The following is a 24867-nucleotide window of genomic DNA, read 5'->3' as shown; positions in this document are numbered from 1 at the left end:
CCGTCAGACCCGCTGCTCGCGCAGGTCCGCCACCTCGGTGGCGGGCGCCCAGCCCTGGTAGACGCCGAAGTCGAAGACCTCCAGGCGCATCGCCCGGGCCACCGGCCAACGCCCCCCGGTGTACTCCACCCGCAGCCAGCCGTCGTGCTCGCCGAGCACGACGAACGGCTGCCCCTGCCAGGTGCAGGTGGTCCGCACGTACGCCAGGTCCTCGACCTCGCCGGCCGGGACCACCCGGACGTGCCGGCCGGGGCGTACCTCCTCGAAGCCGTCACCCGGTTCGGGCTGGTAGATGCGGACGTCATCGCCGTCCGGGCTGGCCTGGTATTCCCGCCCGCGCCACCGGGCCACGTACCCGTCCCGCATCACGGCTCACCCACCTGTCGCCAGAGCAGCGCGTCGGTGTCGAGGAGGGCGATCACCCGCTCGCTACCGTCCGCACCGACCCGCCAGAGCTGCGCGCCGTGCGGCAGCCGGGCGCTGTCCACCTTGAACTCGGCCACCACCTCGGTGCTGTCGCCGGGGGCGAAGCCGTTGCCCCGGAACGGTGGACGTTCGATGACCCAGCCCTCCATCGCCCGCATGGCGGCCTCGTTCTGCCCGCCGTACGGGATGCGGTAGAGGCTCGGCCGGTAGGCCGGCCAGCGCAGCACGTAGATCCGGTCGGCGTCCCGGGCGAAGGGCGAGTCCGGGTAGCCGAGACCGAGCGCGTCGTGCAACTGGGCCGGGGTGTTGAGGTGCGCCAGTTCGTTGGCCCGGTGCACGAAACCGGAGACCCGGTCGTACCCGCGCTCCAGGTAGTAGGCGAGCTGGGTCGGGGCCACCGCCTTCTGCATGCTCACCGGCCGGGACGGGTCGGTGACCTGCGGGGCGTAGCGGGTCCGTTCGGCCGGTTCCTCGACCACGACCGTCGCCGGCTCGGCCTCCATGTCGTCCCCGAGCCCCACCTCGGCCGCCCAGTTGGCCAGGCCGACAATCTGCTCACCCGGCAGCTTCGCCCCGATCGGGCTGCCCGGGTTGACCGCGAAGGACCACACCTCGTCCGGCCAGCGTCGGATCAGCTGCACGAACCGGACCTCGACCGTCTCCACCGGCTCCGGGCAGTGGTCGGCCAGCCGCTCGGGCGAGGTGTGCACCACCACGTACGTCTCGTCGTCGAGTTCCTCGGTACGCCAGACGAAACCGGGATCGCCGGGACGGCTGCCGGGCGCCGAGTCCGGTGCCACCGGAAGGAGCACCCTGGCCAGCAGGAGAGTGGAGAGGAAGGTGTCGGTGCTGCCGGAGCCGGCCGCGTCCAGCAGATCCTCCTCGACCGCGTTGGCGGGCTGGAACGCCCCGACCGCACCGGCCGGCGCGTCGGCCGGAGCGACCGGGTCGGCGCCGCCGGCGGCCGGGGAGGTCTGGTGCGGCGGGGTGCGGTCGGGAACGGAAGGACCGGCGAGGGTCGGCGTGGGCTGCTCGGGCTCGGACGGCGGCGTTTCCTCCGCCGAGCCGCCGACCGCCGGCGGGACGGGAGCGGCCGGGGCCGGGGCCGCGAAGGGCGACTCCGGCCGGTCGTCGGGGACCGGGGCGAGCGGCTCGGTGGGTTCCTCCGCGCCCGGGGCGACCTCCACCGTGGGTCCGCCGGCCACCGGGGCGAGCGGCTCGGTGCGCTGCTCGGGGACCGGGAAGACCGGTGCCGTGCGCTGCGGGGAGGTCGGAGAGGCCGGCTCGGTGCGCTGCTCGGGGGCGGGGGAGATCGGCTGGGTGCGGTCGTCGGCGAACGGGGTGGACGGTCCGGTGGCGAAGGCCGGGTTGGGGAAGGTCGTCCCCGCCGCGCCGGAGGCGGCGAACTGGCCGCCACCGGCGGAGCCGTTCCTGCTGGCACTGTCGTCCGAGCCGGTGGCCGGCGCGGCCCGGCCCGGCTCGGGGGTGGCGGGCAGGTCCCGGGACTCGATGACGGTGCCCTCGATGACGATGGGCGTGAAGCCGCGACGCGGGGCGGGCGGCCCGGAGACCGGCTCGGCGATCGACACCGGCAGCTCCTCCGCCTGCGGGGGCGGGGGCCCGGGCCGTACGGACGGGTCGGGCAGGCGCTGGGTCTGCTCCTCGGCGGGCGGCGTCGCGGGCGCGGGGTGCCGTCGCGGCAGCGCCTGGGTGGTCTCGGCGTCCGGTGCCGTCGCCCGGAACGCCCGGGTGGGCTCCTCCGCCAACGGGTCGGGCCGGCGGTCCGCCGCGGGGGCGGGGATGGGCTGCGTCGCCTGCCCGCCGGAACCGTCGAACTGGAACGCCCTGGTCGGTTCCTCCCCCGGCTGGCCGGTCGCCGGGCGGCGGCGGGGGAACGCCTGGCCGCCGAGCCCGGGCCGCAGCGGCGGTGCGACGCGCTCGCCGGCACGCAACGGGTCCCGCGATGCCCGGGCTGCGGCGCCGCGCTCCGAGGCCGGCTCGAAGAAGGAGCTCCGGCCGTTGGACGGGCCGCCCTCCCCGGAGAGACGGGCGCCCATCCCCTCCCCGAGGAGCCGACGCCGGGGCGAGGCCAGCCAGGGCGCGCCGGGCTGCCGGGCCGCACCGTCGGGATCGGACGGCGACGTGGCGGCCGGCCGGCCGTTCACCGGGTCCGCCGCAGGTCGGGGCTCGCCGCCCAGCCGCGTCCCGCCGTCGACCGGCACGGCTTCCGGGTATGCGGCGGCAGCCGGCACGACCGGCTCCGCACCGCTCGGGCGCGGCCCGTCCAGCCCCGGCCGGTACAGCGTGGCCGAGGGGCGGGCCGGATGCGGCACCCGCGCCGGGGCCGGCCCGGGGGCGCCGGGGCGGGCGGCCGAGGCGTCCGGGCCCGCGCCGATGGCGGGGGTGGGGGTCGGCGGCAACCCGGGGCGCGGCAGCGACCGGGCGGCGGTGGAGGGGTCACCCGCGTCCGTCGCCGGCTCGGGGCCGGTGGCGTCGGCCCGGCTGCGGGCGAGCGACTCCGCCCGTTCCAGCCGAGCGCGGGTGCCCATGGTGCGACCGGGCAGGCGGACGTCCCCACGGGAGAGCTGCGAGACGAACCAGGCCGGCAGGTAGCCCTCGATGGGCAGGCCCGGGTTGACGGCCAGCCACCACTCGTGGTTGGGCCAGGTGGCGGCGAGGTCGGCGTACGGGACACGGCGGCTGGGGCCGGCGGTGGCGCCGAGGCAGGCGCGCAGCGTGGCCGGGGAGGTGAAGGCCAGCACGTGCGTCCGGCCGCCGGTTGTCCAGGTGCCCCAGCCCATCGGGGCCTCGCCGGCGAGCGCCTGCGCGGAGACCGGCAGGAGCAGTTCGGTGCCGGCGACGATGCGGAAGTAGAGTTCCTGGTCGTTGGCGTGCAGCGCGTCGCGCAGGGCCGCCTCGGCCTCGGTAGCCGGCTCCCAGTCGGTCACGGCCACCTCTCCTCCCGCTAACAGGCCATAGGCATCGCGTACAACCTACAAGGTACGAACAAGATCACAATGGGCTGGCCGCAGGCGGTAACATCGCGTTCCGGAGTCGACACGATACGGAGGCGGTCGATGTACCGGCCCAGCGCGAGACCGACCCTCGCCGGTCTGGCGGCGATCCTGCTGACCGGCCTGCCGGCGCTCGGCGTGTCGTCGGCCGCCCCCGCCCGGGCCGCCGCGCCGGCCTGCTCCGCCCCGCTCGCCCCGGCCCGGTCGGTCGCCACCATGCCCTGGGCCCAGCGCCGGTACGCCCCGGAACGGCTGGCCCCGCTGGCCACCGGCTCGGGCGTCACCGTGGCGGTGATCGACTCGGGGGTCGACCGGCAGCACCCGCAACTGCGCGGCCGGGTGCTCGACGGCACCGACTTCCTCGACCCGGGCGGCGACGGCACCCGCGACTGCGCCGGTCACGGCACCGGGGTGGCCAGCATCATCGCGGCCGCGTCCGCCGACGGCGTCGCCTTCCACGGGCTGGCGCCCCGGGCCCGCATCCTGCCGGTACGGGTGAGCGAGCAGCAGGTGGTCCAGGGGCGCGAGTCGGGGCGCACGGTCAGCGCGGCGGACTTCGCCCGGGCCATCCGGTGGGCGGTGGACCACGACGCCGACGTGCTGAACCTCTCCGTCGTGCTGTACGCCGACAACCCGGCCGTCCGGGAGGCGGTGGCGTACGCGGTGCGCCGGGACGTGCTGGTGGTGGCCGCCGCCGGCAACCTGCACGACAGCGGTGACCCCCGCCCGTACCCGGCCTCGTACGAGGGGGTGCTGGGGGTGGGCGGGATCTCCCCGGACGGCACCCGCGCCGCCTTCTCCCAGGCCGGCTCCTACGTCGACCTGGTGGCGCCCGGCAGCGACGTACTGATGGCCGCGCCGGAGCAGGGGCACCACCGGGCCGAGGGCACCAGCTACGCCACGCCCTTCGTGGCCGCCACCGCGGCGCTGGTCCGGCAGTACCGGCCCGACCTGACCGCGGCGCAGGTGGCACAGCGGATCATCGGCGCCACCGACCCGGCGCCGGGCGACGGTCGGGGCGGGTACGGCACGGGCGTGCTAAACCCGTACCGGGCGGTCACCGACACCGGGGCCGCCGTGACGGCGGGCCCACGCGCGGCGGCCGCCCTGCCGGCGGACCGGCCCGACCCGGCGCTGCTGGCCCAGCGGGCGCGACGCGCGGCGGCGCGGGACCGGGCCCTGCTGGTCGCTGGCGGCGGCGGTGCGGCAGTGGCGGCGGCGGTGCTGCTGGCCCTGGTGCTGCCGCGCGGCAGCGGGCGCGGCTGGCGCCCGGCCGGGCCGGCCTGAACCGGCGCGAGCCGCACCGGCCGCCCGGCCCCGCCGTCGGGTAGGACCATCCGGTGTTCGGCACGGCGACGGCGGCGCCGACGGGGTGGTCGGGCGCCGCCGCGCGGCCGGGCTCACTGGAACAGGCCGACGTTCTTCTTCTCCGTGTCGAGGTAGTCGGTGGCGGAGTCGTCCACCGCGAGCTTGATGTCGCGCAGCATGGCCTGGAGGTCCTGCGAGGCGGACCGCCACCGCGCCTGCCGCTGCTCGTACGCCTGCTGCGCCTCGCCGGCCCAGCCGGCCACCAGCGGGGCGGCGTCCCGCTCCAGCTGGCCGAGCTGCGAGTCGAGCGTGTTCAACGCCTTCTGGATGTCCGCGCTGGCCTGCTGGAGCGCGGCGAAGTTGACGACCAGGACACCGTGGTCCATCGGATGTTCCTCCCCTGGGTGTGGTTACAGCGGCAGCTGGATGCCGCGGTTGGCGCCGGAGACCCGGCTGGCCGCCTCGTCGTCGGAGACGTCGTACTGCTGGCCGGCGGTGCGGATCGCCGACGCGGTCTCCCGCAGGGCCCGTTGCAACGCCGCCTGGTCCTGCGACCACTGCTGCTTGACCTGCTCGAACGAGCGGCCACCGGCGCCGCGCCAGGCCTGCTGCAACACCTCCAGCTCGGCCATCAGGCCGCTGAGCATGCTCTGCAGCGACTGGTCCACCTGCTCGAACTTCGCGGCGGTCTGCTGCATCACCGCGGCCTCTGCCTGGGTCTGGGCCACCCGGACGTCACCTCGTCTCTCGATCGTGGCTGCCGTCGGACGATCCATGGACGCCTCGGGACGGGGCCCACGGCATTGACGGTCAGCCGAACTCGTCGCTGACGGTAGCGGCCCGGTCGCGGTTGTGCTACCCCCTTGCCCTCCCCTGTGGACAACGGCCGCCGGAGCGGCCCCTTACCATGGGTCACGTCGCCGTCGCGGTACGGTGCGCGCCGGGAAGTGCGGCGGCGCCGTGGCGGTGCGACACGTCGAGCGGAGGAGACGCGGTGACGGCGAGCACGACGGGACGGCCGGCCCGGGCGGTCCATCGCCAGCCCCTCCCGCCACAGTGGATCGCGGGTGCCCTCCGACCGTCGACCGCCGTCCGCGCCGGTCAGGTCGTCGCCGCGCAGGTCGCGGTGGCGCTGCCGGTCGCGGCCCTCGGCCGGGGCCCGGCGGCGACCGCGCTCGCCCTGCTCGCCGCTGGGCTGCTGCTCACCACGGCCTGGGTGCGCTGGCGGGGACGGTGGCTGTTCGAGTGGCTGGGCACCGGCCTCGGGTACGCCACCCGGCGGCGCCTGCTCGCCCCGCCCGCCGGCCCGGCCGCGCTGCTGGATCTGGTGCTCCCCGGCGCCGCGGTGCGGTCGGTGGAGCTGGCCGGCGGCCCCGCCGCCGCGGTCGACGACGCTACCGGGCTGACCGCCCTGATCGAGCTGGGCGACCCCGGCGACCTGCTCGGCGACGGCCCCCACGCGCTGCCCGGGCCCGCCGCGCTGCTGCCGCCCGCGGCGACCGAGCACCCGCCGGTGCGGATCCAGCTCCTGCTGCACGCCGTTGCGGCGCCCGCGCCCAGCGCGGCGGGCGGGACGGCGGGGACCTCGTACCGGCAGCTGACCGAGAGGCGGCTGCCCGGCCAGGAGCGGGCCCTGATCGCCGTCCGGGCGCTGCGGGTGGACGGCTGGTCGGACGAGGAACTGCGCCGGGCCCTCTCCGGCACCGTACGCCGGATCGTCCGCCGGCTCGGGCCGGTCGGCGCCCGATCGCTCGGCGAGCACGCGGCGCTGCGCGTCCTCGGGGAACTGGCCCACCACGAGGGCGGCCGGCCGACCCGGGAGACCTGGCCGGCGGTGCGCTCGGGCGACCTGCTCCAGGCTGGTTTCCGGCTGATCCGGTGGCCCGACCCGCGCACCGAGCTGGGTCGGCGGCTGGTGCCCCGGCTGCTGGCGTTGCCGACCACGGCGACCAGCGTGTCGCTCTGCGCCGGCCCGCGCACCGGCGCCGACACCGCGCCGGTGCCGGCCGAGCTGACGGTACGCCTGACCGCCCGGACGCCCGACGAGCTCGCCCTGGCCGGCCGGGCGCTGCACCGGCTCGTCGCCGACGCCGGCGGTGAGGTACGCCGGCTCGACGGCGAGCAGCTCGACGGCCTGGCCGCCACGCTGCCGCTGGCGGTGGCCGGCGCCCCGCTGCCGCCCGGCCCGGATTCCGAGCCGCTGGAGCTGTCCCTCGGCGACGCCGGGCTGATGGTGGGCGCCAACCGGCACGGCGGCGCGGTGACGGTACGGCTGTTCCGCGCCGAGGGCACCCGGCTGGTGCTCGTCGGCGGGGTCCGCGCGGCGCAGTTGCTGGTGCTGCGGGCGATGGCGCTGGGCGCCCGGGTGGCGGTGCGCACCGGCCGGCCCTGGATCTGGGAACCGTTCGTGCGGGGCGTCGGCAGCACCGGGGGCGGCATCGCGGTGGTCCCGCCGGGCCGGCCGGTGGGTGGGGCGCCGGGTTCGCCGATGTGTCCCCTGCTGCTGGTGGTCGACGCGGGCGCGGTGGCCGACGACCCCGGGCCCGGGCCGGCCTGGCGGGCCACCCTGGTGGTCCGGGACGAGCTGACCGCGGCCGACGCGGACACCCTGGGCCGGGCGGACCTGGCGGTGCTGCAACCGCTGGACCAGCGGGAGGCCACGCTGGCCGGGGCGGCCCTCGGGCTCGGCGGGTCGGCGGAGTGGCTGACCCGGATCCGGGACGACATGGTGGCGGTGGTCAACCGTCGGGCGCTGCGCTGGGCGCTGCTCTCCCCGACCCCGATCGAGTCGCAGCTGATCGGCCGGCCGGCCCGCCGCTGAAGCCGGGGTACGCGGAGGCTTCCCCGGGTTGATCCCGCATGGCACTATCCCCGCCATGGGTTTCATGAAGGGCCTTCTCATCCGGTTGGGCTCCACGGCGGTCGCCTTCTGGCTGGCCACGCTGCTCATCCCGGGCATCACGCTGAACACCGACTCGGCCGTCGAGGCGGTCACCACGCTGCTGCTGGTGGCGGTGATCTTCGGCGTGGTCAACGCGGTGCTCCAGCCGATCATCAAGACCGTCGGCTGCGGCTTCTACCTGCTGACCCTCGGGCTGATCGCGCTGGTGGTCAACGGCCTGCTGTTCCTTCTGACGAGCTGGATCGCCGACCAGGCCGGGCTGCCCTTCCACGTCGAGAGCTTCTGGCCCGAGGCGGTGCTCGGCGCGCTCTTCGTCGGCATCGTGACCTGGATCCTCGGCGCCATTCTCGACCGCGACTGACCCGGCGGCCGCGCCCGGCGGGAGGGACCCGCCGGGCGGTGCCACGGCCGACCCGGCGCAGCAGCGGCCAGCGGGCGGGAATTGGCCCGCGCGGGCCGGGGTCGTCCCGGCTAGCGTGGCCGGCGTGTTCACCCTGATCCGTGACGACGGCTACCAGCTCAGCACCGACCCCGACCGGATCGACCTGGACCGGGTGCACCGCTGGCTCTCCACCGACGCGTACTGGGCGCTCGGGCGGAGCCGGGAGACGGTGGCGCGCGCCTTCGCCGGGTCGGTCCCCTACGGCGTCTACCGCGACGGCGGGCAGGTGGCGGTGGCCCGGGTCGTCACAGACCGGGCCACCTTCGCCTGGCTCTGCGACGTCTACGTGATGCCGGAGGAGCGCGGTCGCGGGCTGGGCACCTGGCTGGCCACCGCCGTCCGCGACCACCTGGCCGGGCTGGGTGTGCGGCGGATCCTGCTGGCCACCCACGACGCCCACGAGGTGTACGCGAAGATCGGCTTCACCCCGGTCCAGCCGGGCCGCTGGATGGAGCTGGACCACCGCCCGGTGAACCCGGCCACCGGAAAGGAACCCACCCCCGCTGCACCCCTTACGGTGGAGGGGTGAATCCGGTCCGGCTCGGCTACCTGTACGGCTTCGGCGCGTACCTGCTCTGGGGCTTCTTCCCGATCTACCTGAAGCTGCTGCGCCCGGCCGGGCCGGTGGAGATCCTGGCCCACCGGATCGTCTGGTCGGTGGTCTTCGTCGCGCTGGTGCTGGCCGCGATGCGCAACATCGGCTTTCTGCGCACGCTGGCCCGCCGGCCTCGGACGCTGGCCGGCATCGCCGTCGCGGCGACGCTGATCGCGGTCAACTGGGGCACCTACATCCACGGGGTCAACTCCGACCGGGTGGTGGAGACCGCGCTCGGATACTTCATCAACCCGCTGGTGTCGGTGCTGCTGGGCGTCTTCGTGCTGCGCGAGCGGCTGCGCCCGGCGCAGTGGGCCGCGCTCGGCGTCGGCGCGGCGGCCGTCGCCGTGCTCACCGTCGACTACGGCCGGCTGCCGTACCTGGCGCTGACGCTGGCGTTCAGCTTCGCCGGGTACGGGCTGGTGAAAAAGCGGCTCGGGCTGCCCGCCGCGGAGGGGCTCTTCGTCGAGTCTGCGGTGCTGGCGCTGCCCGCCGTGGCGTACCTGGGATGGCTGGCGCAGCGCGGGGAGTCGACCTTCGGGCAGGTCTCGGTCGGGCACACCCTGCTGCTGGTGCTGGCCGGCGCGGCCACCGCGATCCCGCTGCTGCTCTTCGCCGGCGCGGCCAACCGGCTGCCGCTGTCGGCCCTGGGCATGTTGCAGTACCTCGCCCCGATCCTCCAGCTCGGCTGTGGCGTGCTGATCTTCCATGAGCCGATGCCGCCGGCCCGGCTGGCCGGCTTCGCCCTGGTCTGGGTCGCGCTGATCGTCTTCACCGGCGACGCGCTGCGACACACCCGCCGCGCCCGCGCCGCCGCCCGCACCCCGGTCCCGGTCACCGCCGCCACGCGGTGACCGGGGATCAGCGCACGTCGTAGCCGAGGACGGCGGTGCCGTCGGCGCGGACCAGCTCCAGCCGGACCAGCTCCGCGTCGGTGAAGCGGGTCGCGCCGGTGAGGCGCACGTCGTCGCCGGGCGCGGCCAGCCAGGAGCCGATCTGCTCCGTCGCGCCGTCCGGGCCGTGCGCCACCAGCCGGAACGTGTACGCCTTGCCGTAGCCGGCGGTCTCGTCGTACCCGCAGCGCATGGTGACCTCGGTGCCCCAGCCGGTGCCGGTCAGCCCGATCTCGGCATGCACCGGCGTCTTCGCCGCCACCGGCTGCATGGCGACCATCCGCACCGCCCGGACGGTCGGCTCGGGCGGCGGGGCGAAGCGCAGCACGGTCGCGCCGCCGACGCCCACGACCAGGGCGAGCACGGCGGCGGCGAGGGCGGTCAGCGCGTACCGTCGGCGCGCGCCGGACCGCTCGCGGCGCCGGCGCTCCCGCACGGCGGCGAGCAGCGCGGGCACCCGGTTCGGCTCGGGCGGCGGGGGCAGGAACTCGTCCAGCGCGGCCGGGTCGAGCCGGCCCAGCAGCCCGGGCAGCACGGCAATCTCGGCGACCGCCTCCCGGCAGGCCGCGCAGCCGGCCAGGTGCCGCTCGTACCCGGCGCGGTCGGCGGGAGCGAGGGCGCCCAGCACGTACGCGCCGTCGTCGTGCGCGAACTCGCAGCGGGTCATCCGGTCACCCCCATCTCGGCCAGGGCCAACCGTAGTGAGCGCAGCGCGTAGTGCGTGCGGGACTTGACCGTGCCCGGCGGCACGCCCAGCCTGGCGGCGGCCTCAGCCACCGAGCGGCCCTGGTAGAAGCACTCGACCAGCACCTCCCGGTGGGTGGGGCTGAGCCGGTTCAGCGCCTCGGCGACGGTCCACGCCTCCACCGCGCGCTCCGCTTCGTCCACCGCCTCCGGCGGCTCGGGCAGGTCGTCGGTGAACACCTCACCGACCCGGGTGGACCGGCGCCGCCAGGCGTCGATCGCCAGGTTCCGCGCCGTGGTGAAGAGCCAGGCGCGGACGGAGCCGCGCCGCGGGTCGAGCGACTCGGGGTGGCGCCAGGCCCGCAGCAGGGTCTCCTGCACCAGGTCCTCGGCCCGCGTCCGGTCGCCGTTGACCAGCCGGAGCGCGTGCGCGAACAGCGCCTCCGCGTGCTCGTCGTGCAACGCGCGCAGCAGTTGGGCGTCGTGGTCGCTGATGGTGATCCCCTCGCTCTCTGCGGCGAGTGTGGCGAATGCGTTCGCCCGTGGATACGCGCGCCCACGCCGATCGGTTCACCTGCGACCGGTGTTCACATCCGGTTCACATCGAGTCCGGCGACCGCTCACCGTGCCCTGGCAGCGTCCGGCCCGTACGCACGTCGGTCGGGTGATCCGACGTGCCACCGACCTGCTTCCAGGAGGCTCCTCCATGAGCGACCGACCCCGGCTGCTCCCGTTGCTGGGCACCACCCGCCACGGCAGCCGCGATGCGATGACCTGTCTGTACCGGTGCGGCAACGCCTGCGACCACCCGGTGCCCAACTCCTCCGACAACGCGTACTTCGGTGACCTCGTCGAGGCCGAGGTGTCCCGGCGCGGCGTGGTCCGGGCCGGCGCCATCGGCGCGCTGGTGCTCGGCTTCGGGGGCGCCGCCGCCGGCGCCCTCGCCGGGGCCGCCCCGGCCGCCGCCGCCCCCGGCACGCCGGTCGTGCCCGAGGTGACCGACTTCGGCCACCCGCAGCCGTCCACCGGCTCCGGCGCGCTGACCTTCAAGCCGATCCCGCCGAACCAGCTCGACGCCCTGGTCGTCCCCAACGGGTACGACCACGCCGTGGTCATCCGCTGGGGCGACGCGGTGGTCCCCGGCGCCCCGAAGTTCGACCTGCACGGGCAGAACGCCGCCGCGCAGGCGAAGCAGTTCGGCTACAACACCGACTTCGTCGGGGTGCTGCCGCTGGACCGGCAGGGCAAGCGGGCGCTGCTCGTGGTCAACCACGAGTACACCAACGAGGACCTGATGTTCCCCGGCTTCACCGGTCTCGACGCGCTGACCGTGGAGCAGCTGCGCACCGCGATGGCCGCGCACGGCATGTCCGTGGTGGAGCTGGAGCGGGTCGACGGCACCGGGCAGTGGCATCCGGTCGAGGGCGGCCGCCGGCCGTACAACCGGCGGGTCACCGCGCTGGGCACGAAGTTCGACCTGACCGGCCCGGCCGCCGGCTCGGCCTGGCTGCAGACCGCCGCCGACCCGAAGGGTCGTACGGTGGTCGGCACGCTGAACAACTGCGCCGGCGGGATCACCCCGTGGGGCACCGTGCTCTCCGGCGAGGAGAACTTCAACCAGTACTTCGTCGGGGCGGACGCCGCCCCGGAGGAGCTGAAGCCGAAGCTGGCCCGCTACGGCATCACCACCACCGCCCGCTACCCCAGCGGCAGCCGCAAGTGGGATCGGGCCGACGAGCGCTTCGACCTGGCGAAGCACCCGAACGAGGCGCACCGCTTCGGGTGGATCGTGGAGATCGACCCGTTCGACCCGGAGAGCCGCCCGCGCAAGCACACCGCGCTGGGCCGGTTCAAGCACGAGGGCGCCAACGTCATCGTGGCCAAGAGCGGGCACGTGGTCGCGTACATGGGCGACGACGAGCGCTTCGACTACCTCTACAAGTTCGTCTCGGACAAGAAGTACCTGCCGGGCGACTCGTGGGTGGCCCGCAAGCACAACCTGACCCTGCTGGAGTCCGGCACGCTCTACGTGGCGCAGCTCGAGCAGACCAGCGCCGCCGAGATCGACGGCTCGGGCAAGCTCCCCGCCGACGGCGCGTTCAACGGCCGGGGCCGGTGGATCAAGCTGGTCAGCGGCAACCGCTCGTACGTCGACGGGATGACCGCCGCGGACGTGCTCACCTTCACCCGGCTCGCCGGCGACAAGGTCGGCGCGACCAAGATGGACCGGCCGGAGGACGTCGAGCCGAGCCTGCTCACCGGCAAGGTGTACGTGGCGCTGACCAACAACACCGACCGGGGCAAGCCGGGCAAGGCGCCGGCCGACGAGGCCAACCCGCGCAACCTCAACAAGCACGGCCAGATCCTGGAGCTGGTCGAGGATCGGAGCGACAACACGGCGGAGGCCTTCGCCTGGTCGCTGCCGATCGTCGCCGGCAACCCGGCCGACCCGTCGACCTACTTCGCCGGGTACGACAAGACCAAGGTCTCGCCGATCTCCTGCCCGGACAACGTCGCCTTCGACGCCGCCGGCAACCTCTGGATCGCCACCGACGGCAACGCGCTGGGCAGCAACGACGGCCTCTTCGCCACCGCGGTCGAGGGTCCGGAGCGGGGGCACCTGAAGCAGTTCCTCACCGTGCCGTTCGGCGCCGAGGCCTGCGGCCCGTTCATCACCGGCGACAACCGCTCGGTCTTCGTGGCCGTGCAGCACCCCGGTGAGATCACCGGCGCCTCGGTGGAGAAGCCGGCGTCCACCTGGCCGGACGGTGACTACGCCAAGCCGGGCGTGGTGGTCACCTGGCGTCTGGACGGCGGCCCGATCGGCAGCTGACCTCACCCGGCCGGTCCGGCGCTGGACCGGCCACGAAGGGCCCCTCCGGTACGGGAGGGGCCCTTCGTCGTCGGGGTCGGCGCTTGAGAGGCGGCGGTGCTCGCGGGCGGGGCGGGCCGGAGGGTCAGACCTCGGCGGCGATGCCGTCGGCGACGGCGCGGGCGACGATCAGCAGCTTGGCCCGGACCACCCGGGCGGAGGTCATCATCTCGCCGGCCGGCAGCGCGCAGGCCAGCACGACCCGGCGTTCCATGTCCTTGTCCGCGGTGACCAGCACGGAGGCGCAGGCCACCCCCTGCCGGAACTGCCCCAGCTCCAGTTGCATGCCGCGCCGGTCCCCGGCGGCCAGGTCCGCCTCGAAGGCCTCGACGCTGGTCAGGGTGGCCGTGGTGAACGGACGCATGCCGTACTCGCGCAGGTAGCGGAAGCGCTGCTCGGCGGTGAGGGTGGCCAGCAGGCTCTTGCCGAGCGCGGTGGCGTGCGCCCCCTCGTCGAAGCCGGGGACCAGGTCTTCCAGGTACGGCGAGCGCGGCCCCTCCGCGACCGCCGTGACCGCCACCTGGCCGCCGACGAAGCGGCCCAGGTAGTGGCTCCAGCCGGTGTCGGCGGCGGCCCGGCGCAGCGTCTCCCCGACCGCCGGCGGCCCCCGGAACGCGGTCACCAGCTCCCGGTACCGGTCGGCGACCTCCAGCCCCACGATGTACGTGCCGTCCTCGCGCCGGATCACGTAGCCCTCGTACGCGAGGGTGCGGACCAGGTGGTAGGTGGTGGCCACGGTCAGCTCGCACCGCCGGGCGATCTGCTTGACGGTCAGCCCCTTGGGGGCGCGGCCGACCGACTCAAGCACGCGTAGCGCGCGGGAGACGCTCCGGATGAGATCCGAAGGCTCCGCCAGGGGGTCGCGCACAACCACCTCCGTGGCCGGGGACTTACACCATATGAAAAACCGCCTGGGGACGGAACGCCCGTTCGGGTCGAGGATGCCAGATCAGTCCGCACGTGGCGTGTATCGCTCCGACACGCCGGGTCGTCGGGAATCGGACTCACGTAGGTTGGCCAGACCATGACCGACACCGCGCTCACCCCCTCGCCGAGCCGGCCGTCCGTACCCCCGCTTCGGGCCGGCGCCGGCGCCATCGCCACCACCATCGCCTCGGTCCTGCCGGTCTTCCTCCTCGGCGGCCTGGCCGTGCAGATGGGTGACGACCTCGACTTCTCCCCGGCCGGGCTGGGTCTGGCCGTCTCGGTCTACTTCGGCATCAGCGCGCTGGCCTCGGTGCCGTCGGGCCGGTTGGTCGAGCGGTACGGCCCGACGGTGGTGGCCCGCGTCGGCATCCTGCTGGCCGCCGGCTGCCTGCTCGCCATCGCGGTGTTCGCCCGGTCGTACCCGGTGCTGGTGGCCCTGCTCGGGTTGAGCGCCACGGCGAACGCGCTCGGGCAGCTCGCCAGCAACGCGGCGCTGGCCCGGCACGTCCCGGCCCGGCGGCAGGGCCTGTCGTTCGGGGTGAAGCAGGCGGCCATCCCGGTCTCCACCCTGCTGGCCGGCGCGGCGGTGCCCACCATCGCGCTCACCGCCGGCTGGCGCTGGGCGTTCGTGGCCGCCGCCGGGGTCGCGCTGGCCGCCCTGCCCGCCGTACCCGCCGGGGAGGCCGGACCGGCCGGGAAGGCCGCCGGGGCGCGCGGCGGGCGGGCGACCACGGCCCTGGTGGTGGTCGGCGTGGCCGCGACGCTGGCGGCGGCGGCCGCCAACGCGCTGGGCACCTTCGTGGTGGACTCGTCGGTGGCGCGCGGCCTCGGGCCGGGGCTGGCCGGGCTGACCCTCACCCTGGGCAGCGCGGTCTGCGTCACCGCCCGGGTCGGGGCGGGCTGGCTCGCCGACCGGCGGGCCGAGGGGCACGTGGCCGTGATCGCCGGGATGCTGGTGGTGGGCGCGGCCGGGCTGGGGCTGCTCGCCGTGGGCGGCGCGGTGCCGCTGGTGGTCGGCGTGGTGCTCGGCTTCGGCCTGGGCTGGGCCTGGCCGGGGCTGATGAACTTCGCCGTGGTCAAGCTGCACCCGCAGGCCCCGGCCGCCGCCACCTCGATCACCCAGACCGGGGTGTACGCGGGCGGCTGCCTCGGCCCGCTCGCCCTCGGCGCCACCGCCGCCGCGGCGGGCTACCCCGCGATGTGGCTGACCTCCGCCGTGGCCATGCTCGCCGCCGCCGCCCTGATGCTGCTCGGCAGCCGGATGCTGACTCGCCGGGGCTGAATCCTGTCGGTGCCGCCACGGTCGCCGTCCGCCGCGACAGCATCGCCGTGGGTTCCGCTCGGGGAGAGGTGCCCCGGTCAGCTGGTGCGGTCGGCGATGTAGTCGCAGAGGGATTCGAGGGCAGTGCGGGACGGGCTCTGCGGAAGCGGGGCGAGCTGCGACCGGGCTTCCTCGGCATAGCTGCGGACGGTCTCCCGCGCCCGCTTGAGCGCCGGGGACTCGCGGAGCAGGCCGAGCGCCTCGGCGTGCAGCGCGTCATCGACCAGCGGGCCGGTGGCCAGGATCTCCCGCAGCCGCACCGAGGCGGCGTCGGAGTCGTCCGCCGCCCGGGCGTAGAGCACCGGCAGCGTCGGCACGCCCTCGCGCAGGTCGGTGCCGGGCGTCTTGCCCGACTGCACCGACTCGCTGGCGATGTCGAGCAGGTCGTCGGAGAGCTGGAAGGCCACCCCGATGGTCTCGCCGTAGCCCCCCAGTGCCTCGGTGTGCTCTGCGGACGCACCGCTGAACATGCCGCCGATGCGGGCCGAGGTGGCGATCAGCGAACCGGTCTTCTCGGCGATGACGTGCAGGTAGTGCGCGACCGGGTCCTCGCCGGCCCGGGGGCCGACGGTCTCGGCGATCTGCCCGTGCACCAGCCGGGCGAAGGTGCGCGCCTGGAGACGGACGGCCTCGGGGCCCAGGTCGGCGGCGAGGTCCGCGGCACGGGCGAAGAGGTAGTCGCCGACCAGGATCGCCACCGAATTGGTCCAGCGGGAGTTGGCGCTCGGGCCGCCCCGCCGCACGGCCGCCTCGTCCATCACGTCGTCGTGGTAGAGCGTCGCCAGGTGGGTCAGCTCCATCACCACGGCGGCCGGGACGACCTGCGCCTTCGCCGGGTCGCCGAACTGCGCGCCCAGCGCCACCAGCACCGGCCGGAACCGCTTGCCGCCGGCCTCCACGAGGTGCCGGGCGGCCTCGGTGACGAACGGGTCGGCGCTGGCCACGCTGGCCCGCAGCTCGACCTCGACGGCGTCGAGTACGCCCAGCACGGAGGCCTCGACGCGCGGATCGGCGAGATGCACGCCGAGCGCGCCGAACTGACTCGTGCCCGCCCGGCTCCGACGACCGCCGGAGCCGACGGCACCTGAACGCTCGCCAGCCGGATTCACCACGCCATCAACCATGCCACACCCGTTCGACCTGCTCCGGGGCGGGGATACAGGCGCGGGGCCGGCGCGCCAAGCGCACCGGCCCCGCGTCCTTGGGGAATCGCCTCACCGTACGAACGTTGCGGCGTCCGTGGCCAGGTCGAGCAGCGGGGCCGGCGCCACGCCCAGGACCAGGGTGGCCACCACGCCGATCATGAGCGCGGTCGCGGTCAGCCCGCCCGGCACGGTGACGGTCGGGGTGCTCTCGCCCGGCTCGGAGAGCCACATCATCACCACGACCCGCAGGTACGGGAAGGCCAGCACCATGCTGGTCAGCACGCCCGCCACCACCAGCCAGGCGTGGCCGCTCTCCAGCGCCGGGCCGAAGACCGCGAACTTGCTGGTGAAGCCGCTGGTCAGCGGGATACCGGCGAAGGCCAGCAGGATGAAGGTGAAGATCCCGGCGTAGAACGGCGACCGGCGGCCCAGCCCGGCCCAGCGGGACAGGTGGGTGGCCTCCCCGTCCGCGTCCCGGACCAGGGTCACCACGGCGAACGCGGCGAGCACCGAGAAGCCGTACGCGGCCAGGTAGAACATCGTGCCGGAGACGCCCTCGCCGGTCGGCGCGAGCACGCCGACGAGCAGGTAGCCGGCGTTGGCGATCGAGGAGTACGCCAGCAGCCGCTTGATGTCGGTCTGGGTGACCGCCAGCACCGCGCCGACCAGCATGGTGAGCACCGCGACCACGCCGAGGACCGGGGTGAAGTCCCAGGCGGCGTCCGGGAACGCCACGTGGAACACCCGCAGCAGGGCGCCGAACGCGGCCACCTTGGTGCAGGCCGCCATGAAACCGGTGACCGGCGTCGGGGCCCCCTGGTAGACGTCCGGGGTCCAGACGTGGAACGGCGCCGCGGCGGCCTTGAAGAGCAGGCCGATGGCGAGCAGCGCCATGCCAGCGAAGAGCAGCACCTGGCTGGCGGGCGACTCCTTCACCGCGGCGTGCACGGTGGCGAAGTCGACGCCGGCCGACCGGCCCGGCATCCCGGCGGTGAAGCCGTAGATCAGCGCCACGCCGAACAGGAAGAACGCCGACGCGTACGCCCCGAGCAGGAAGTACTTCATCGCCGCCTCCTGGCTGAGCAGCCGCCGGCGACGGGCCAGCGCGCAGAGCAGGTAGAGCGGCAGTGAGAAGACCTCCAGCGCGATGAACATGGTCAGCAGGTCGTTCGCCGCCACGAAGATCAGCATGCCGCCGATCGCGAAGGCGGTCAGCGGGTAGACCTCGGTGGCGCCGTTGCTCCCCTCGGCCTGCCGCCGGTCGTCGGCCGACTCGGCGGTGACCGCGGCCTGGGCGACGAACGCCCCGCCGCGCTCCACCGTACGGTCGCCGATCAGCAGCAGCGCCATCGCGGCGAGCACCAGGATGGCGCCCTGGAGGAAGAGCGTGGGGCCGTCCACCGCGATCGCCCCACCGGCGGTGATCAGCCGGTTGTCGGCGTTGAGGACCACCATCACCAGCGCGGCGAGCACCGCCAGCAGGGCGAGCGACAGCTGCACGACATGCCGGCGGTGGCGCGGCACGAAGGCCTCCACCAGCACCCCGAGCAGGGCTACGCCGAGCATGATCAGGATCGGAGCGAGCGCCGCGTAGTCGATCGACGGCAACTTCAGCTCGGTCATTTTGCGGCCTCCTGGACGCTGCCGACCGTCGGGGCGGGATCGGTCCGGCCGACGTCGTTCATGGTCGCCTGGACGGCGGGGTTGATGACGTCGATGACCGGCTTGGGATAGAAGCCGAGCAGCACGATCAGGGCGATCAGCGGTGCGACCACGACCTTCTCGCGCAGGCTGAGGTCACGGCGCATGGCCTCGACCTCGGTCAGCTCCGGGTTGAGCGTGCCCTGCGTGGTGCGCTGCACCATCCAGAGCACGTACGCGGCGGCCAGGATGATGCCGAGCGTGGCGATCACCGCGACCGGCTTGTTCACCGTGAAGGTGCCGATCAGCACCAGGAACTCGGAGACGAACGGCGCGGTGCCGGGCAGCGCCAGCGAGGCCAGACCGGCGAAGAAGAGCACCCCGGCGAGCAGCGGCACCAGCTTGCCCGCCCCGCCGAAGTCCTTGATCAGGGCCGAGCCGCGGCGGGCGATCAGCATGCCCACCACCAGGAAGAGCAGGCCGGTGGCGAGCCCGTGGTTGAGCATGTAGAGCACCGCGCCGGTGCCGGCCTGGGTGGTGAAGGCGAAGATGCCGACGCCGATGAAGCCGAAGTGCGCGATCGACGTGTACGACACCAGCCGCTTGAGGTCGGACTGGCCGACCGCGAGCAGGGCCGCGTAGATGATGCCGATCAGGCCCAGCGCCAGCGCCCACGGGGCGAACCACTTCGACGCCTCGGGGAAGAGCGGCAGGCAGTACCGCAGGATGCCGAAGGTGCCGACCTTGTCGAGCACGCCGACCAGCAGGGCGGCGGCTCCGGCCGGGGCGGCGCCACCGGCGTCCGGCAGCCAGGTGTGGAACGGGAAGAACGGCGCCTTGATCGCGAAGGCGAGGAAGAAGCCGAGGAAGAGCCAGCGCTCGGTGCCGGTGGAGATGTCCACCTGGGTCAGCGCCTGCCAGTCGAAGGTCTTCCCGCCGACCACCCAGAGGCCGATCACCGCGGCGAGCATGAACAGACCGCCGACGAGCGAGTAGAGGAAGAACTTCACCGCCGCGTACTGCCGCTGGTGGCCGCCGTAGCTGCCGATCAGGAAGTACATCGGCACCAGCATGACCTCGAAGAACACGTAGAACAGGAAGACGTCGGCGGCGGCGAAGACGCCGATCATCGTGCACTCGAGGACGAGCAGCAGGGCGAAGTAGACCGGCACCGACCGCTTCGACGCCTCCGCGTCGTGCCAGGACGCCAGGATCACCAGCGGCACCAGCACCGCGATCAGCATCAGCATGACCAGCGCGATGCCATCGGCCGCGAAGGTGAAGCTGACGCCCCAGGTCGGGATCCACGGGTACGACTCACGGAACTGGAGCCGGTCGCCGTCCGCCTGGAACGTGAACCACATGACCACGGAGAGCGCCAGCACCAGCAGCGACCAGCCGAACGCCACCTGCTTGGCCAGCTCCGGCCGGCGGCGCGGCAGGAAGGCCACCACCAGGGCGCCGACCAGCGGTGCCACGGTCAGCACCGAGAGGAACGGGAAGTTGGACATTATTCGGCCTTACCTCCGTCGTCACTGCATGGTCCGCCGGCGGGGGCGGCCGGGAAGAGGTCGATCACGCCAGCCACCCCGCCTGCACGGCCAGAAACGCCGCCACCACGAGCAGCGCGCCGGTGAGGATGGACGTCGCGTACGACCGGACGAAACCGGTCTGCAGCCGCCGGAGCCGAGCCGAGCCACCGCCGACCGCCGCGGCGAGGCCGTTGACCAGCCCGTCGACACCCCGGTTGTCGAGGAATACCAGCGCCCGGGTGAGGAAGATGCCCGGCTTCTCGAAGACCGCCTCGTTGACGGCGTCCGTGTAGAGGTTGCGCCGGGCCGCGGTGACCAGCACGCCGGCCGGCTGAGGCGCGGTGGCCGTGCCGTTGCGGAACAGCACCCAGGCCAGCCCGGCGCCGCCCACGGTGACCAGGATCGACAGGATCGTGATCACGGAGTGGGAGAGCACCCCGTGCGCCTCGCCGCCGGCCTCTGCGCCGAGCACCGGGGTCAGCCAGGAGACCACCCCGTCGTTCCACGTCATCAGGCCACCGGCCAGCACCGAACCGGCCGCGAGCAGGATCAGCGGGATGGTCATCAGCTTCGGCGACTCGTGCGGGTGCGTGATGTCCTCGGTCCACCGCTTCGGCCCGTGGAAGGTGAGCACGAAGAGCCGGGTCATGTAGAACGCGGTCAGCCCGGCGCCGAGCAGTGCGGCGCCGCCGAAGAGCCAGGCGGTCCAGCCCTCCCGCTCGAACGCCGCCGCGATGATCGGCTCCTTGGAGAAGTAGCCGGAGAGCGGCGGAATACCGATGATCGCCAGCCAGCCCATGGCGAAGGTGATCCAGGTGATCTTCATGTGCTTCGACAGCCCACCGAAGCGGCGGATGTCCACCTGGTCGTTCATGCCGTGCATGACCGAGCCAGCGCCGAGGAACATGTTGGCCTTGAAGAAGCCGTGCGCCAGCAGGTGGATGATGGCCAGCGCGTAGGCGCCACCACCGAGGCCGACGCCGACGAACATGTAGCCGATCTGGCTCACCGTCGACCAGGCCAGCACCCGCTTGATGTCGTCCTTGGCGGCGCCGATGACGCAGCCGATCAGCAGGGTCAGCGCGCCGACGCTCACCACGACCAACTGGAGCGTCGAGTTGGCCGTGAAGATCGGGTTGGAGCGGGCGATCAGGTAGACGCCCGCGGTGACCATCGTGGCGGCGTGGATGAGCGCCGACACCGGGGTCGGGCCCTCCATCGCGTCCGGCAGCCACGCCTGGAGCGGGAACTGGCCGGACTTGCCGGTCGCGCCGAGCAGCAGCAGCAGGCCCAGTGCCAGCACCGTGCCGCTGGTCAACGCGCCGACGCCGGTGAAGACCTCGTCGTACTGGGTGGTGCCGAGGGTGGCGAACATGATGAAGATGCCGATCGCCAGGCCGGCGTCGCCGACCCGGTTCATCAGGAACGCCTTCTTGCCGGCGGTGGCCGCGCTCGGCCGCCCGTACCAGAAGGAGATCAGCAGGTACGACGCCAGGCCGACGCCCTCCCAGCCGAAGTAGAGCATCACGTAGTTGTTGCCGAGCACCAGCAGCAGCATCGCGGCGACGAAGAGGTTGAAGTACCCGAAGAACCGCCGCCGGCCCTCGTCGTGCGCCATGTACTCGACCGCGTAGAGGTGGATCAGGAAACCCACCCCGGTGATCAGCAGGACGAAGACCGCGGCCAGCGGGTCGAAGAGCAGACCGAAGTCCACCTTCAGGTTGCCCACCGTGATGAAGTCCCACAGGCTCAGCTCGACGGACTTGTTGTCCAGACCGCGGAGCTGGAAGAAGTAGCCGAGCCCGAGCACGAACGCGGCGCCGATGGCGGCCACGCCGAGCCAGTGCCCCCAGCGGTCGGCCCGCCGGCCGAGCAGCAGCAGGATCGCCGCGCTGACCAGCGGGATCGCCACCAGCAGCCAGACGCTGCCCAGCAGACCACTCGCCGAAGCGTAGGTGACGGCGCCAACCGGCTCTGCCTGGGCGTACGTCAGAATCTCATCCACCGGAGGGCCCCTCTAGTACTTGAGCAGGTTGGCGTCGTCGACGCTCGCGGAGCGCCGAGTCCGGAAGATCGACATGATGATCGCGAGCCCGACCACGACCTCGGCCGCGGCCACCACCATCACGAAGAACGCCATGATCTGGCCGTTGAGGTCACCGTTGATCCGGCTGAAGGTGACCAGCGTCAGGTTGGCCGCGTTGAGCATCAGCTCGACGCACATGAACAGCACGATCGCGTTGCGCCGGACGAGCACGCCGACGGCGCCGATGGTGAAGAGCACCGCGGCGAGGATCAGGTAGTAGTCCGGGGTCATGCCCGAGCCTGCCTTTCGTTCGCGACTGCGGGGCTCCGCTTCGCTGCACTCCTCGCGCTCACCGGTCTGTCCCCTTCAGTGAGGTCTCCTCGGCGGTCAGCTCGCGCTGCGAGAGGATCGCCGGGGTGCTCCGGTCGGTCAGCCGGCCGTCGGGCAGACGGGCCGGGGTGGCCACCGAGGAGGAGGTGGCGTAGACGCCGGGCCCGGGCTTCGGGCCGGGGTAGTTGCCGGGGCGGAACCGCGCCTTCATGGTGGCGACCTGGTCCATCTTGTCCTCCCGGCGCCGCTCGATGTGCGCCAGCACCATCGCGCCGACGGCCGCCGTGATCAGCAGCGCGGAGGCCAGCTCGAAGGCGAAGACGTACTTGGTGAACAGCAGCCGGGCGATGCCCTGGACGTTCCCCTCGGCGTTGGCCTGCTCCAGGCCGACCGCGGTGACCCCGTGCAGCGCCCGGTGGAGGCCGGTGCCGACCAGGCCGGCGAAGCCGAGCCCGAGCAGCACCGCGGCGACCCGCTGGCCGCGCAGCGTCTCGATCAGCGAGTCGGTGGCGTCCCGGCCGACCAGCATCAGCACGAAGAGGAAGAGCATCATGATCGCGCCGGTGTAGACGATGATCTGCACCATGCCGATGAACGGGCCCGCCTGGAGCACGTAGAACACGCCCAGGCAGAGCATGGTCAGCACCAGCCAGAGCGCCGAGTGCACGGCGCTGCGGGCCCAGACCATGCCGATCGCGCCGATCAGCGCCAGCGGGGCGAGGATCCAGAAGGTGACCTCCTCGCCGCCGGACACCTGGCCCGCCGCGGCGAGCACCGTCTGCGTGGTCATGCTCCCGCTCCCTTGCCCGCTGCGGACCCGTTGGCCCCGGCCCGCTGAGCCGCCTGCTCGGCGCCGGGGAGGGTCACACCGGGGTGCGCCTCCACCTGGTACCGGTCCGGGTTGTTGGCGGAGTGCTCGGCGCCGGCCGAGGTGCCCGGGTTCTCCAGCGCGCCGACGTAGTAGTCCTTCTCGCTGTCGCCCAGCCGCATCGGGTGCGGCGGCTGCTCCATCCCCGGCAGCAGCGGCGCGAGCAGCTGCTCCTTGGTGAAGATCAGGTCCTGCCGGTTGTCCCGGGCCAGCTCGTACTCGTTGCTCATGGTGAGCGAACGGGTCGGGCATGCCTCGATGCAGAGCCCGCAGAAGATGCACCGGGTGTAGTTGATCTGGTAGACGCTGGCGTACCGCTCACCCGGCGAGAAGCGCTGCTCGTCGGTGTTGTCGCCACCCTCGACGTAGATCGCGTCCGCCGGGCATGCCCAGGCGCACAGCTCGCAGCCGATGCACTTCTCCAGGCCGTCCGGGTGCCGGTTGAGGATGTGCCGCCCGTGGTAGCGCGGCGCCGAAACCGGCGGCTTGAACGGGTAGTCGGTGGTGACGACCTTCCTGAACATGTGCGAGAAGGTGACCCCGAAGCCCTTGAACGTTCCGGTGATCGCGCCCACGTCACACCTCCCTGGAGTCCGAGCCGGCGATGTTGGCCGGCTCCCGCTCGGCGACCACGCGCTTGGTGCGCGGGCTCGGTGGTACCTGAAGGTCCATCGGGGGCAGCGGGAAGCTGCCGTACGGCCGACTGTTGACCTGTTCCTGCACGGTCGGCTTCGGCTCCGGCCGGCGGCTCGGCCAGAAGAGCGTCACCAGCAGCAGCACGCCCGCGCCGATGGCGGTGGCGAACAGCCGGTCCCGCGACTGCCAGTCCTCGATCGAGCGCAGCCCGGCCAGGACCAGGATCCAGACCAGGTTGATCGGGAGCAGGACCTTCCAGCCGAAGCGCATGAACTGGTCGTAGCGGAGCCGGGGCAGGGTGCCCCGGAGCCAGACGAAGACGAAGACCAGGATCAGCACCTTGCCGAAGAACCAGAGCATCGGCCACCAGCCGGAGTTGGCGCCGGCCCAGAAGGTGGTGATCGGGGCGGGCGCCCGCCAGCCGCCGAGGAAGAGCGTCGTGGTGACCGCGGACATGGTCACCATCGCGACGTACTCGGAGAGCATGAAGAGCGCGAACTTCAGCGAGCTGTACTCCGTCATGTAGCCCGCGACCAGCTCGGACTCGGCCTCGGGCAGGTCGAACGGCGCCCGGTTGGTCTCACCGACGGTGGCGATGAAGAAGATGATGAAGCTGGGCAGCAGCAGGATCGCGTACCAGCCGGGGGCCGGGATCTCGGTACCGAAGACGGTCAGCTGGGTGCCGTGGCCCTGGGCGGCGACGATCCCGCTGGTCGACATCGTGCCGGCGGTCATGAACACCGCCACGATGCTCAGCCCCATCGCGACCTCGTACGAGATCATCTGGGCGGTGGAGCGCAGGCCGCCCAGCAGCGGGTACGTCGAGCCAGAGGCCCAGCCGCCGAGCACGATGCCGTAGATGCCCATCGAGGAGCAGGCCAACAGCACCAGCACCGCCACCGGCACGTCGGTGACCTGCAACGGCGTCCAGTGGCCGAAGATGCTGACCATCGGGCCGAAGGGCACCACCGACAGCGCGGTGACCGCGCAGATCACCGAGATGGTCGGCGCGAAGAAGTAGACGACCTTGTCGGCGGTCCGCGGCAGGATGTCCTCCTTGAAGGCCATCTTCATGCCGTCGGCGAGGGTCTGCAGCAGACCGAACGGGCCGACCTGGTTGGGGCCGGGCCGGACCTGCATGTAGCCGACGACCCGCCGCTCGAACCAGACGCCGAGCAGCGTGGCGAGCAGACCGAAGACGAACGCGAAGACGATCTTGCCGAGGACCAGCCACCACGGGTCATTGCCGAAGTCGGCCAGCGTCGGGTCCTGCGCCAGGTAGAGCGCGTTCACTCTGCCCACCTT

22 protein-coding genes are annotated in these 24867 nt (G+C 73.4%); 7 read left to right on the top strand and 15 right to left on the bottom strand.

The window, feature by feature from the left end:
• Nucleotides 1–3: 3 nt before the first annotated feature.
• Together ABZ807_RS09840 and ABZ807_RS09835 are read right to left on the bottom strand one after the other, a co-directional pair.
• Entirely contained in the window at nucleotides 4–369 is a 366-nt protein-coding gene (locus tag ABZ807_RS09840; protein ID WP_357154869.1) for a hypothetical protein, read from the bottom strand.
• Complete coding sequence (locus tag ABZ807_RS09835; RefSeq protein WP_357154867.1) at nucleotides 366–3374, bottom strand: SseB family protein; 3009 nt, start codon at nucleotides 3372–3374, stop codon at nucleotides 366–368. Before ABZ807_RS09835 ends, ABZ807_RS09840 begins: the two co-directional genes overlap by 4 nt.
• 129 nt (nucleotides 3375–3503) lie before the next feature.
• On the opposite strand from ABZ807_RS09835, the gene mycP reads away from it, so the two are divergent.
• Nucleotides 3504–4727: a type VII secretion-associated serine protease mycosin gene (gene mycP / locus ABZ807_RS09830; protein WP_357154866.1), complete on the top strand. Its 1224-nt coding sequence runs from the start codon at nucleotides 3504–3506 to the stop codon at nucleotides 4725–4727.
• Nucleotides 4728–4840: 113 nt separating this feature from the next.
• On the opposite strand, the gene ABZ807_RS09825 is transcribed toward mycP, so the two are convergent.
• Nucleotides 4841–5134: a WXG100 family type VII secretion target gene (locus tag ABZ807_RS09825; protein WP_210776137.1), complete on the bottom strand. Its 294-nt coding sequence runs from the start codon at nucleotides 5132–5134 to the stop codon at nucleotides 4841–4843.
• Nucleotides 5135–5158: 24 nt separating this feature from the next.
• Nucleotides 5159–5476, bottom strand: a complete 318-nt coding sequence (locus tag ABZ807_RS09820; RefSeq protein ID WP_357154865.1) for a WXG100 family type VII secretion target — start codon at nucleotides 5474–5476, stop codon at nucleotides 5159–5161.
• A gap of 332 nt (nucleotides 5477–5808) precedes the next feature.
• Here ABZ807_RS09820 and eccE point away from each other — a divergent pair, with 332 nt between their 5' ends.
• The 4 genes from eccE to rarD all read left to right on the top strand — a co-directional run bounded on the left by eccE (nucleotide 5809) and on the right by rarD (nucleotide 9541).
• On the top strand, nucleotides 5809–7569 hold the full coding sequence (gene eccE, locus ABZ807_RS09815) for a type VII secretion protein EccE (RefSeq protein WP_357155219.1): 1761 nt from the start codon (nucleotides 5809–5811) through the stop codon (nucleotides 7567–7569).
• A 55-nt stretch (nucleotides 7570–7624) separates the two neighbouring features.
• A complete protein-coding gene (locus ABZ807_RS09810; RefSeq protein ID WP_357154863.1) occupies nucleotides 7625–8011 on the top strand; it encodes a phage holin family protein in 387 nt (128 codons plus the stop codon).
• A gap of 124 nt (nucleotides 8012–8135) precedes the next feature.
• Nucleotides 8136–8621, top strand: coding sequence for a GNAT family N-acetyltransferase (locus ABZ807_RS09805; protein WP_357154861.1), 486 nt, complete (start codon nucleotides 8136–8138; stop codon nucleotides 8619–8621).
• Nucleotides 8618–9541: an EamA family transporter RarD gene (gene rarD / locus ABZ807_RS09800; protein ID WP_357154860.1), complete on the top strand. Its 924-nt coding sequence runs from the start codon at nucleotides 8618–8620 to the stop codon at nucleotides 9539–9541. Before ABZ807_RS09805 ends, rarD begins: the two co-directional genes overlap by 4 nt.
• A gap of 7 nt (nucleotides 9542–9548) precedes the next feature.
• On the opposite strand, the gene ABZ807_RS09795 is transcribed toward rarD, so the two are convergent.
• Nucleotides 9549–10247, bottom strand: a complete 699-nt coding sequence (locus tag ABZ807_RS09795) for a zf-HC2 domain-containing protein (RefSeq protein WP_357154858.1) — start codon at nucleotides 10245–10247, stop codon at nucleotides 9549–9551.
• Nucleotides 10244–10738, bottom strand: coding sequence for a sigma-70 family RNA polymerase sigma factor (locus ABZ807_RS09790; protein WP_357155217.1), 495 nt, complete (start codon nucleotides 10736–10738; stop codon nucleotides 10244–10246). Before ABZ807_RS09790 ends, ABZ807_RS09795 begins: the two co-directional genes overlap by 4 nt.
• Nucleotides 10739–10970: 232 nt before the next feature.
• On the opposite strand from ABZ807_RS09790, the gene ABZ807_RS09785 reads away from it, so the two are divergent.
• Nucleotides 10971–13097, top strand: coding sequence for a PhoX family phosphatase (locus ABZ807_RS09785; protein ID WP_357154857.1), 2127 nt, complete (start codon nucleotides 10971–10973; stop codon nucleotides 13095–13097).
• A 124-nt stretch (nucleotides 13098–13221) separates the two neighbouring features.
• On the opposite strand, the gene ABZ807_RS09780 is transcribed toward ABZ807_RS09785, so the two are convergent.
• On the bottom strand, nucleotides 13222–14004 hold the full coding sequence (locus ABZ807_RS09780) for a helix-turn-helix domain-containing protein (protein WP_357154856.1): 783 nt from the start codon (nucleotides 14002–14004) through the stop codon (nucleotides 13222–13224).
• A 156-nt stretch (nucleotides 14005–14160) separates the two neighbouring features.
• Here ABZ807_RS09780 and ABZ807_RS09775 point away from each other — a divergent pair, with 156 nt between their 5' ends.
• Nucleotides 14161–15345, top strand: coding sequence for an MFS transporter (locus tag ABZ807_RS09775; RefSeq protein WP_357154854.1), 1185 nt, complete (start codon nucleotides 14161–14163; stop codon nucleotides 15343–15345).
• A gap of 77 nt (nucleotides 15346–15422) precedes the next feature.
• Here ABZ807_RS09775 and ABZ807_RS09770 read toward each other — a convergent pair whose 3' ends face one another.
• From ABZ807_RS09770 to nuoH, 8 genes are all read right to left on the bottom strand, one after another.
• Complete coding sequence (locus ABZ807_RS09770; protein WP_357154851.1) at nucleotides 15423–16508, bottom strand: polyprenyl synthetase family protein; 1086 nt, start codon at nucleotides 16506–16508, stop codon at nucleotides 15423–15425.
• A gap of 90 nt (nucleotides 16509–16598) precedes the next feature.
• Nucleotides 16599–18152, bottom strand: a complete 1554-nt coding sequence (gene nuoN, locus ABZ807_RS09765) for an NADH-quinone oxidoreductase subunit NuoN (protein ID WP_357154849.1) — start codon at nucleotides 18150–18152, stop codon at nucleotides 16599–16601.
• Nucleotides 18149–19681 carry an NADH-quinone oxidoreductase subunit M gene (locus ABZ807_RS09760; RefSeq protein ID WP_357154847.1) on the bottom strand — a complete coding sequence of 511 codons (1533 nt, stop codon included), beginning with the start codon at nucleotides 19679–19681 and terminating at the stop codon, nucleotides 18149–18151. Before ABZ807_RS09760 ends, nuoN begins: the two co-directional genes overlap by 4 nt.
• Nucleotides 19682–19745: 64 nt before the next feature.
• Nucleotides 19746–21707 (bottom strand): NADH-quinone oxidoreductase subunit L, encoded by a 1962-nt coding sequence (gene nuoL, locus ABZ807_RS09755; protein ID WP_357154844.1) that lies wholly within the window; start codon nucleotides 21705–21707, stop codon nucleotides 19746–19748.
• A gap of 12 nt (nucleotides 21708–21719) precedes the next feature.
• Entirely contained in the window at nucleotides 21720–22019 is a 300-nt protein-coding gene (gene nuoK, locus ABZ807_RS09750; protein ID WP_088959269.1) for an NADH-quinone oxidoreductase subunit NuoK, read from the bottom strand.
• A gap of 58 nt (nucleotides 22020–22077) precedes the next feature.
• Nucleotides 22078–22848, bottom strand: coding sequence for an NADH-quinone oxidoreductase subunit J (locus ABZ807_RS09745; protein WP_357154842.1), 771 nt, complete (start codon nucleotides 22846–22848; stop codon nucleotides 22078–22080).
• Nucleotides 22845–23501, bottom strand: a complete 657-nt coding sequence (gene nuoI / locus ABZ807_RS09740; protein ID WP_357154841.1) for an NADH-quinone oxidoreductase subunit NuoI — start codon at nucleotides 23499–23501, stop codon at nucleotides 22845–22847. The genes ABZ807_RS09745 and nuoI overlap by 4 nt, the downstream gene beginning before the upstream one ends.
• A gap of 1 nt (nucleotide 23502) precedes the next feature.
• Complete coding sequence (gene nuoH / locus ABZ807_RS09735; protein WP_357154839.1) at nucleotides 23503–24855, bottom strand: NADH-quinone oxidoreductase subunit NuoH; 1353 nt, start codon at nucleotides 24853–24855, stop codon at nucleotides 23503–23505.
• Between the last annotated feature and the right edge of the window lie 12 nt (nucleotides 24856–24867).

Source organism: Micromonospora sp. NPDC047548 (assembly GCF_040642975.1).
Taxonomy (GTDB): Bacteria; Actinomycetota; Actinomycetes; order Mycobacteriales; family Micromonosporaceae; genus Micromonospora.
The sequence above is the reverse complement of the archived record's forward strand: the minus strand, read 5'-3'. Positions and strand labels throughout refer to the sequence as shown.

Excerpts from the sequence above, each read along its gene's own strand:
- mycP (WP_357154866.1), top strand. The coding sequence starts at position 3,504 with ATGTACCGGCCCAGCGCGAGACCGACCCTCGCCGGTCTGGCGGCGATC.
- ABZ807_RS09825 (WP_210776137.1), bottom strand. The coding sequence starts at position 5,134 with ATGGACCACGGTGTCCTGGTCGTCAACTTCGCCGCGCTCCAGCAGGCC.
- ABZ807_RS09810 (WP_357154863.1), top strand. The coding sequence starts at position 7,625 with ATGGGTTTCATGAAGGGCCTTCTCATCCGGTTGGGCTCCACGGCGGTC.
- ABZ807_RS09795 (WP_357154858.1), bottom strand. The coding sequence starts at position 10,247 with ATGACCCGCTGCGAGTTCGCGCACGACGACGGCGCGTACGTGCTGGGC.
- ABZ807_RS09785 (WP_357154857.1), top strand. The coding sequence starts at position 10,971 with ATGAGCGACCGACCCCGGCTGCTCCCGTTGCTGGGCACCACCCGCCAC.
- ABZ807_RS09775 (WP_357154854.1), top strand. The coding sequence starts at position 14,161 with ATGACCGACACCGCGCTCACCCCCTCGCCGAGCCGGCCGTCCGTACCC.
- ABZ807_RS09770 (WP_357154851.1), bottom strand. The coding sequence starts at position 16,508 with ATGGTTGATGGCGTGGTGAATCCGGCTGGCGAGCGTTCAGGTGCCGTC.
- nuoN (WP_357154849.1), bottom strand. The coding sequence starts at position 18,152 with ATGACCGAGCTGAAGTTGCCGTCGATCGACTACGCGGCGCTCGCTCCG.
- ABZ807_RS09760 (WP_357154847.1), bottom strand. The coding sequence starts at position 19,681 with ATGTCCAACTTCCCGTTCCTCTCGGTGCTGACCGTGGCACCGCTGGTC.
- nuoK (WP_088959269.1), bottom strand. The coding sequence starts at position 22,019 with ATGACCCCGGACTACTACCTGATCCTCGCCGCGGTGCTCTTCACCATC.
- ABZ807_RS09745 (WP_357154842.1), bottom strand. The coding sequence starts at position 22,848 with ATGACCACGCAGACGGTGCTCGCCGCGGCGGGCCAGGTGTCCGGCGGC.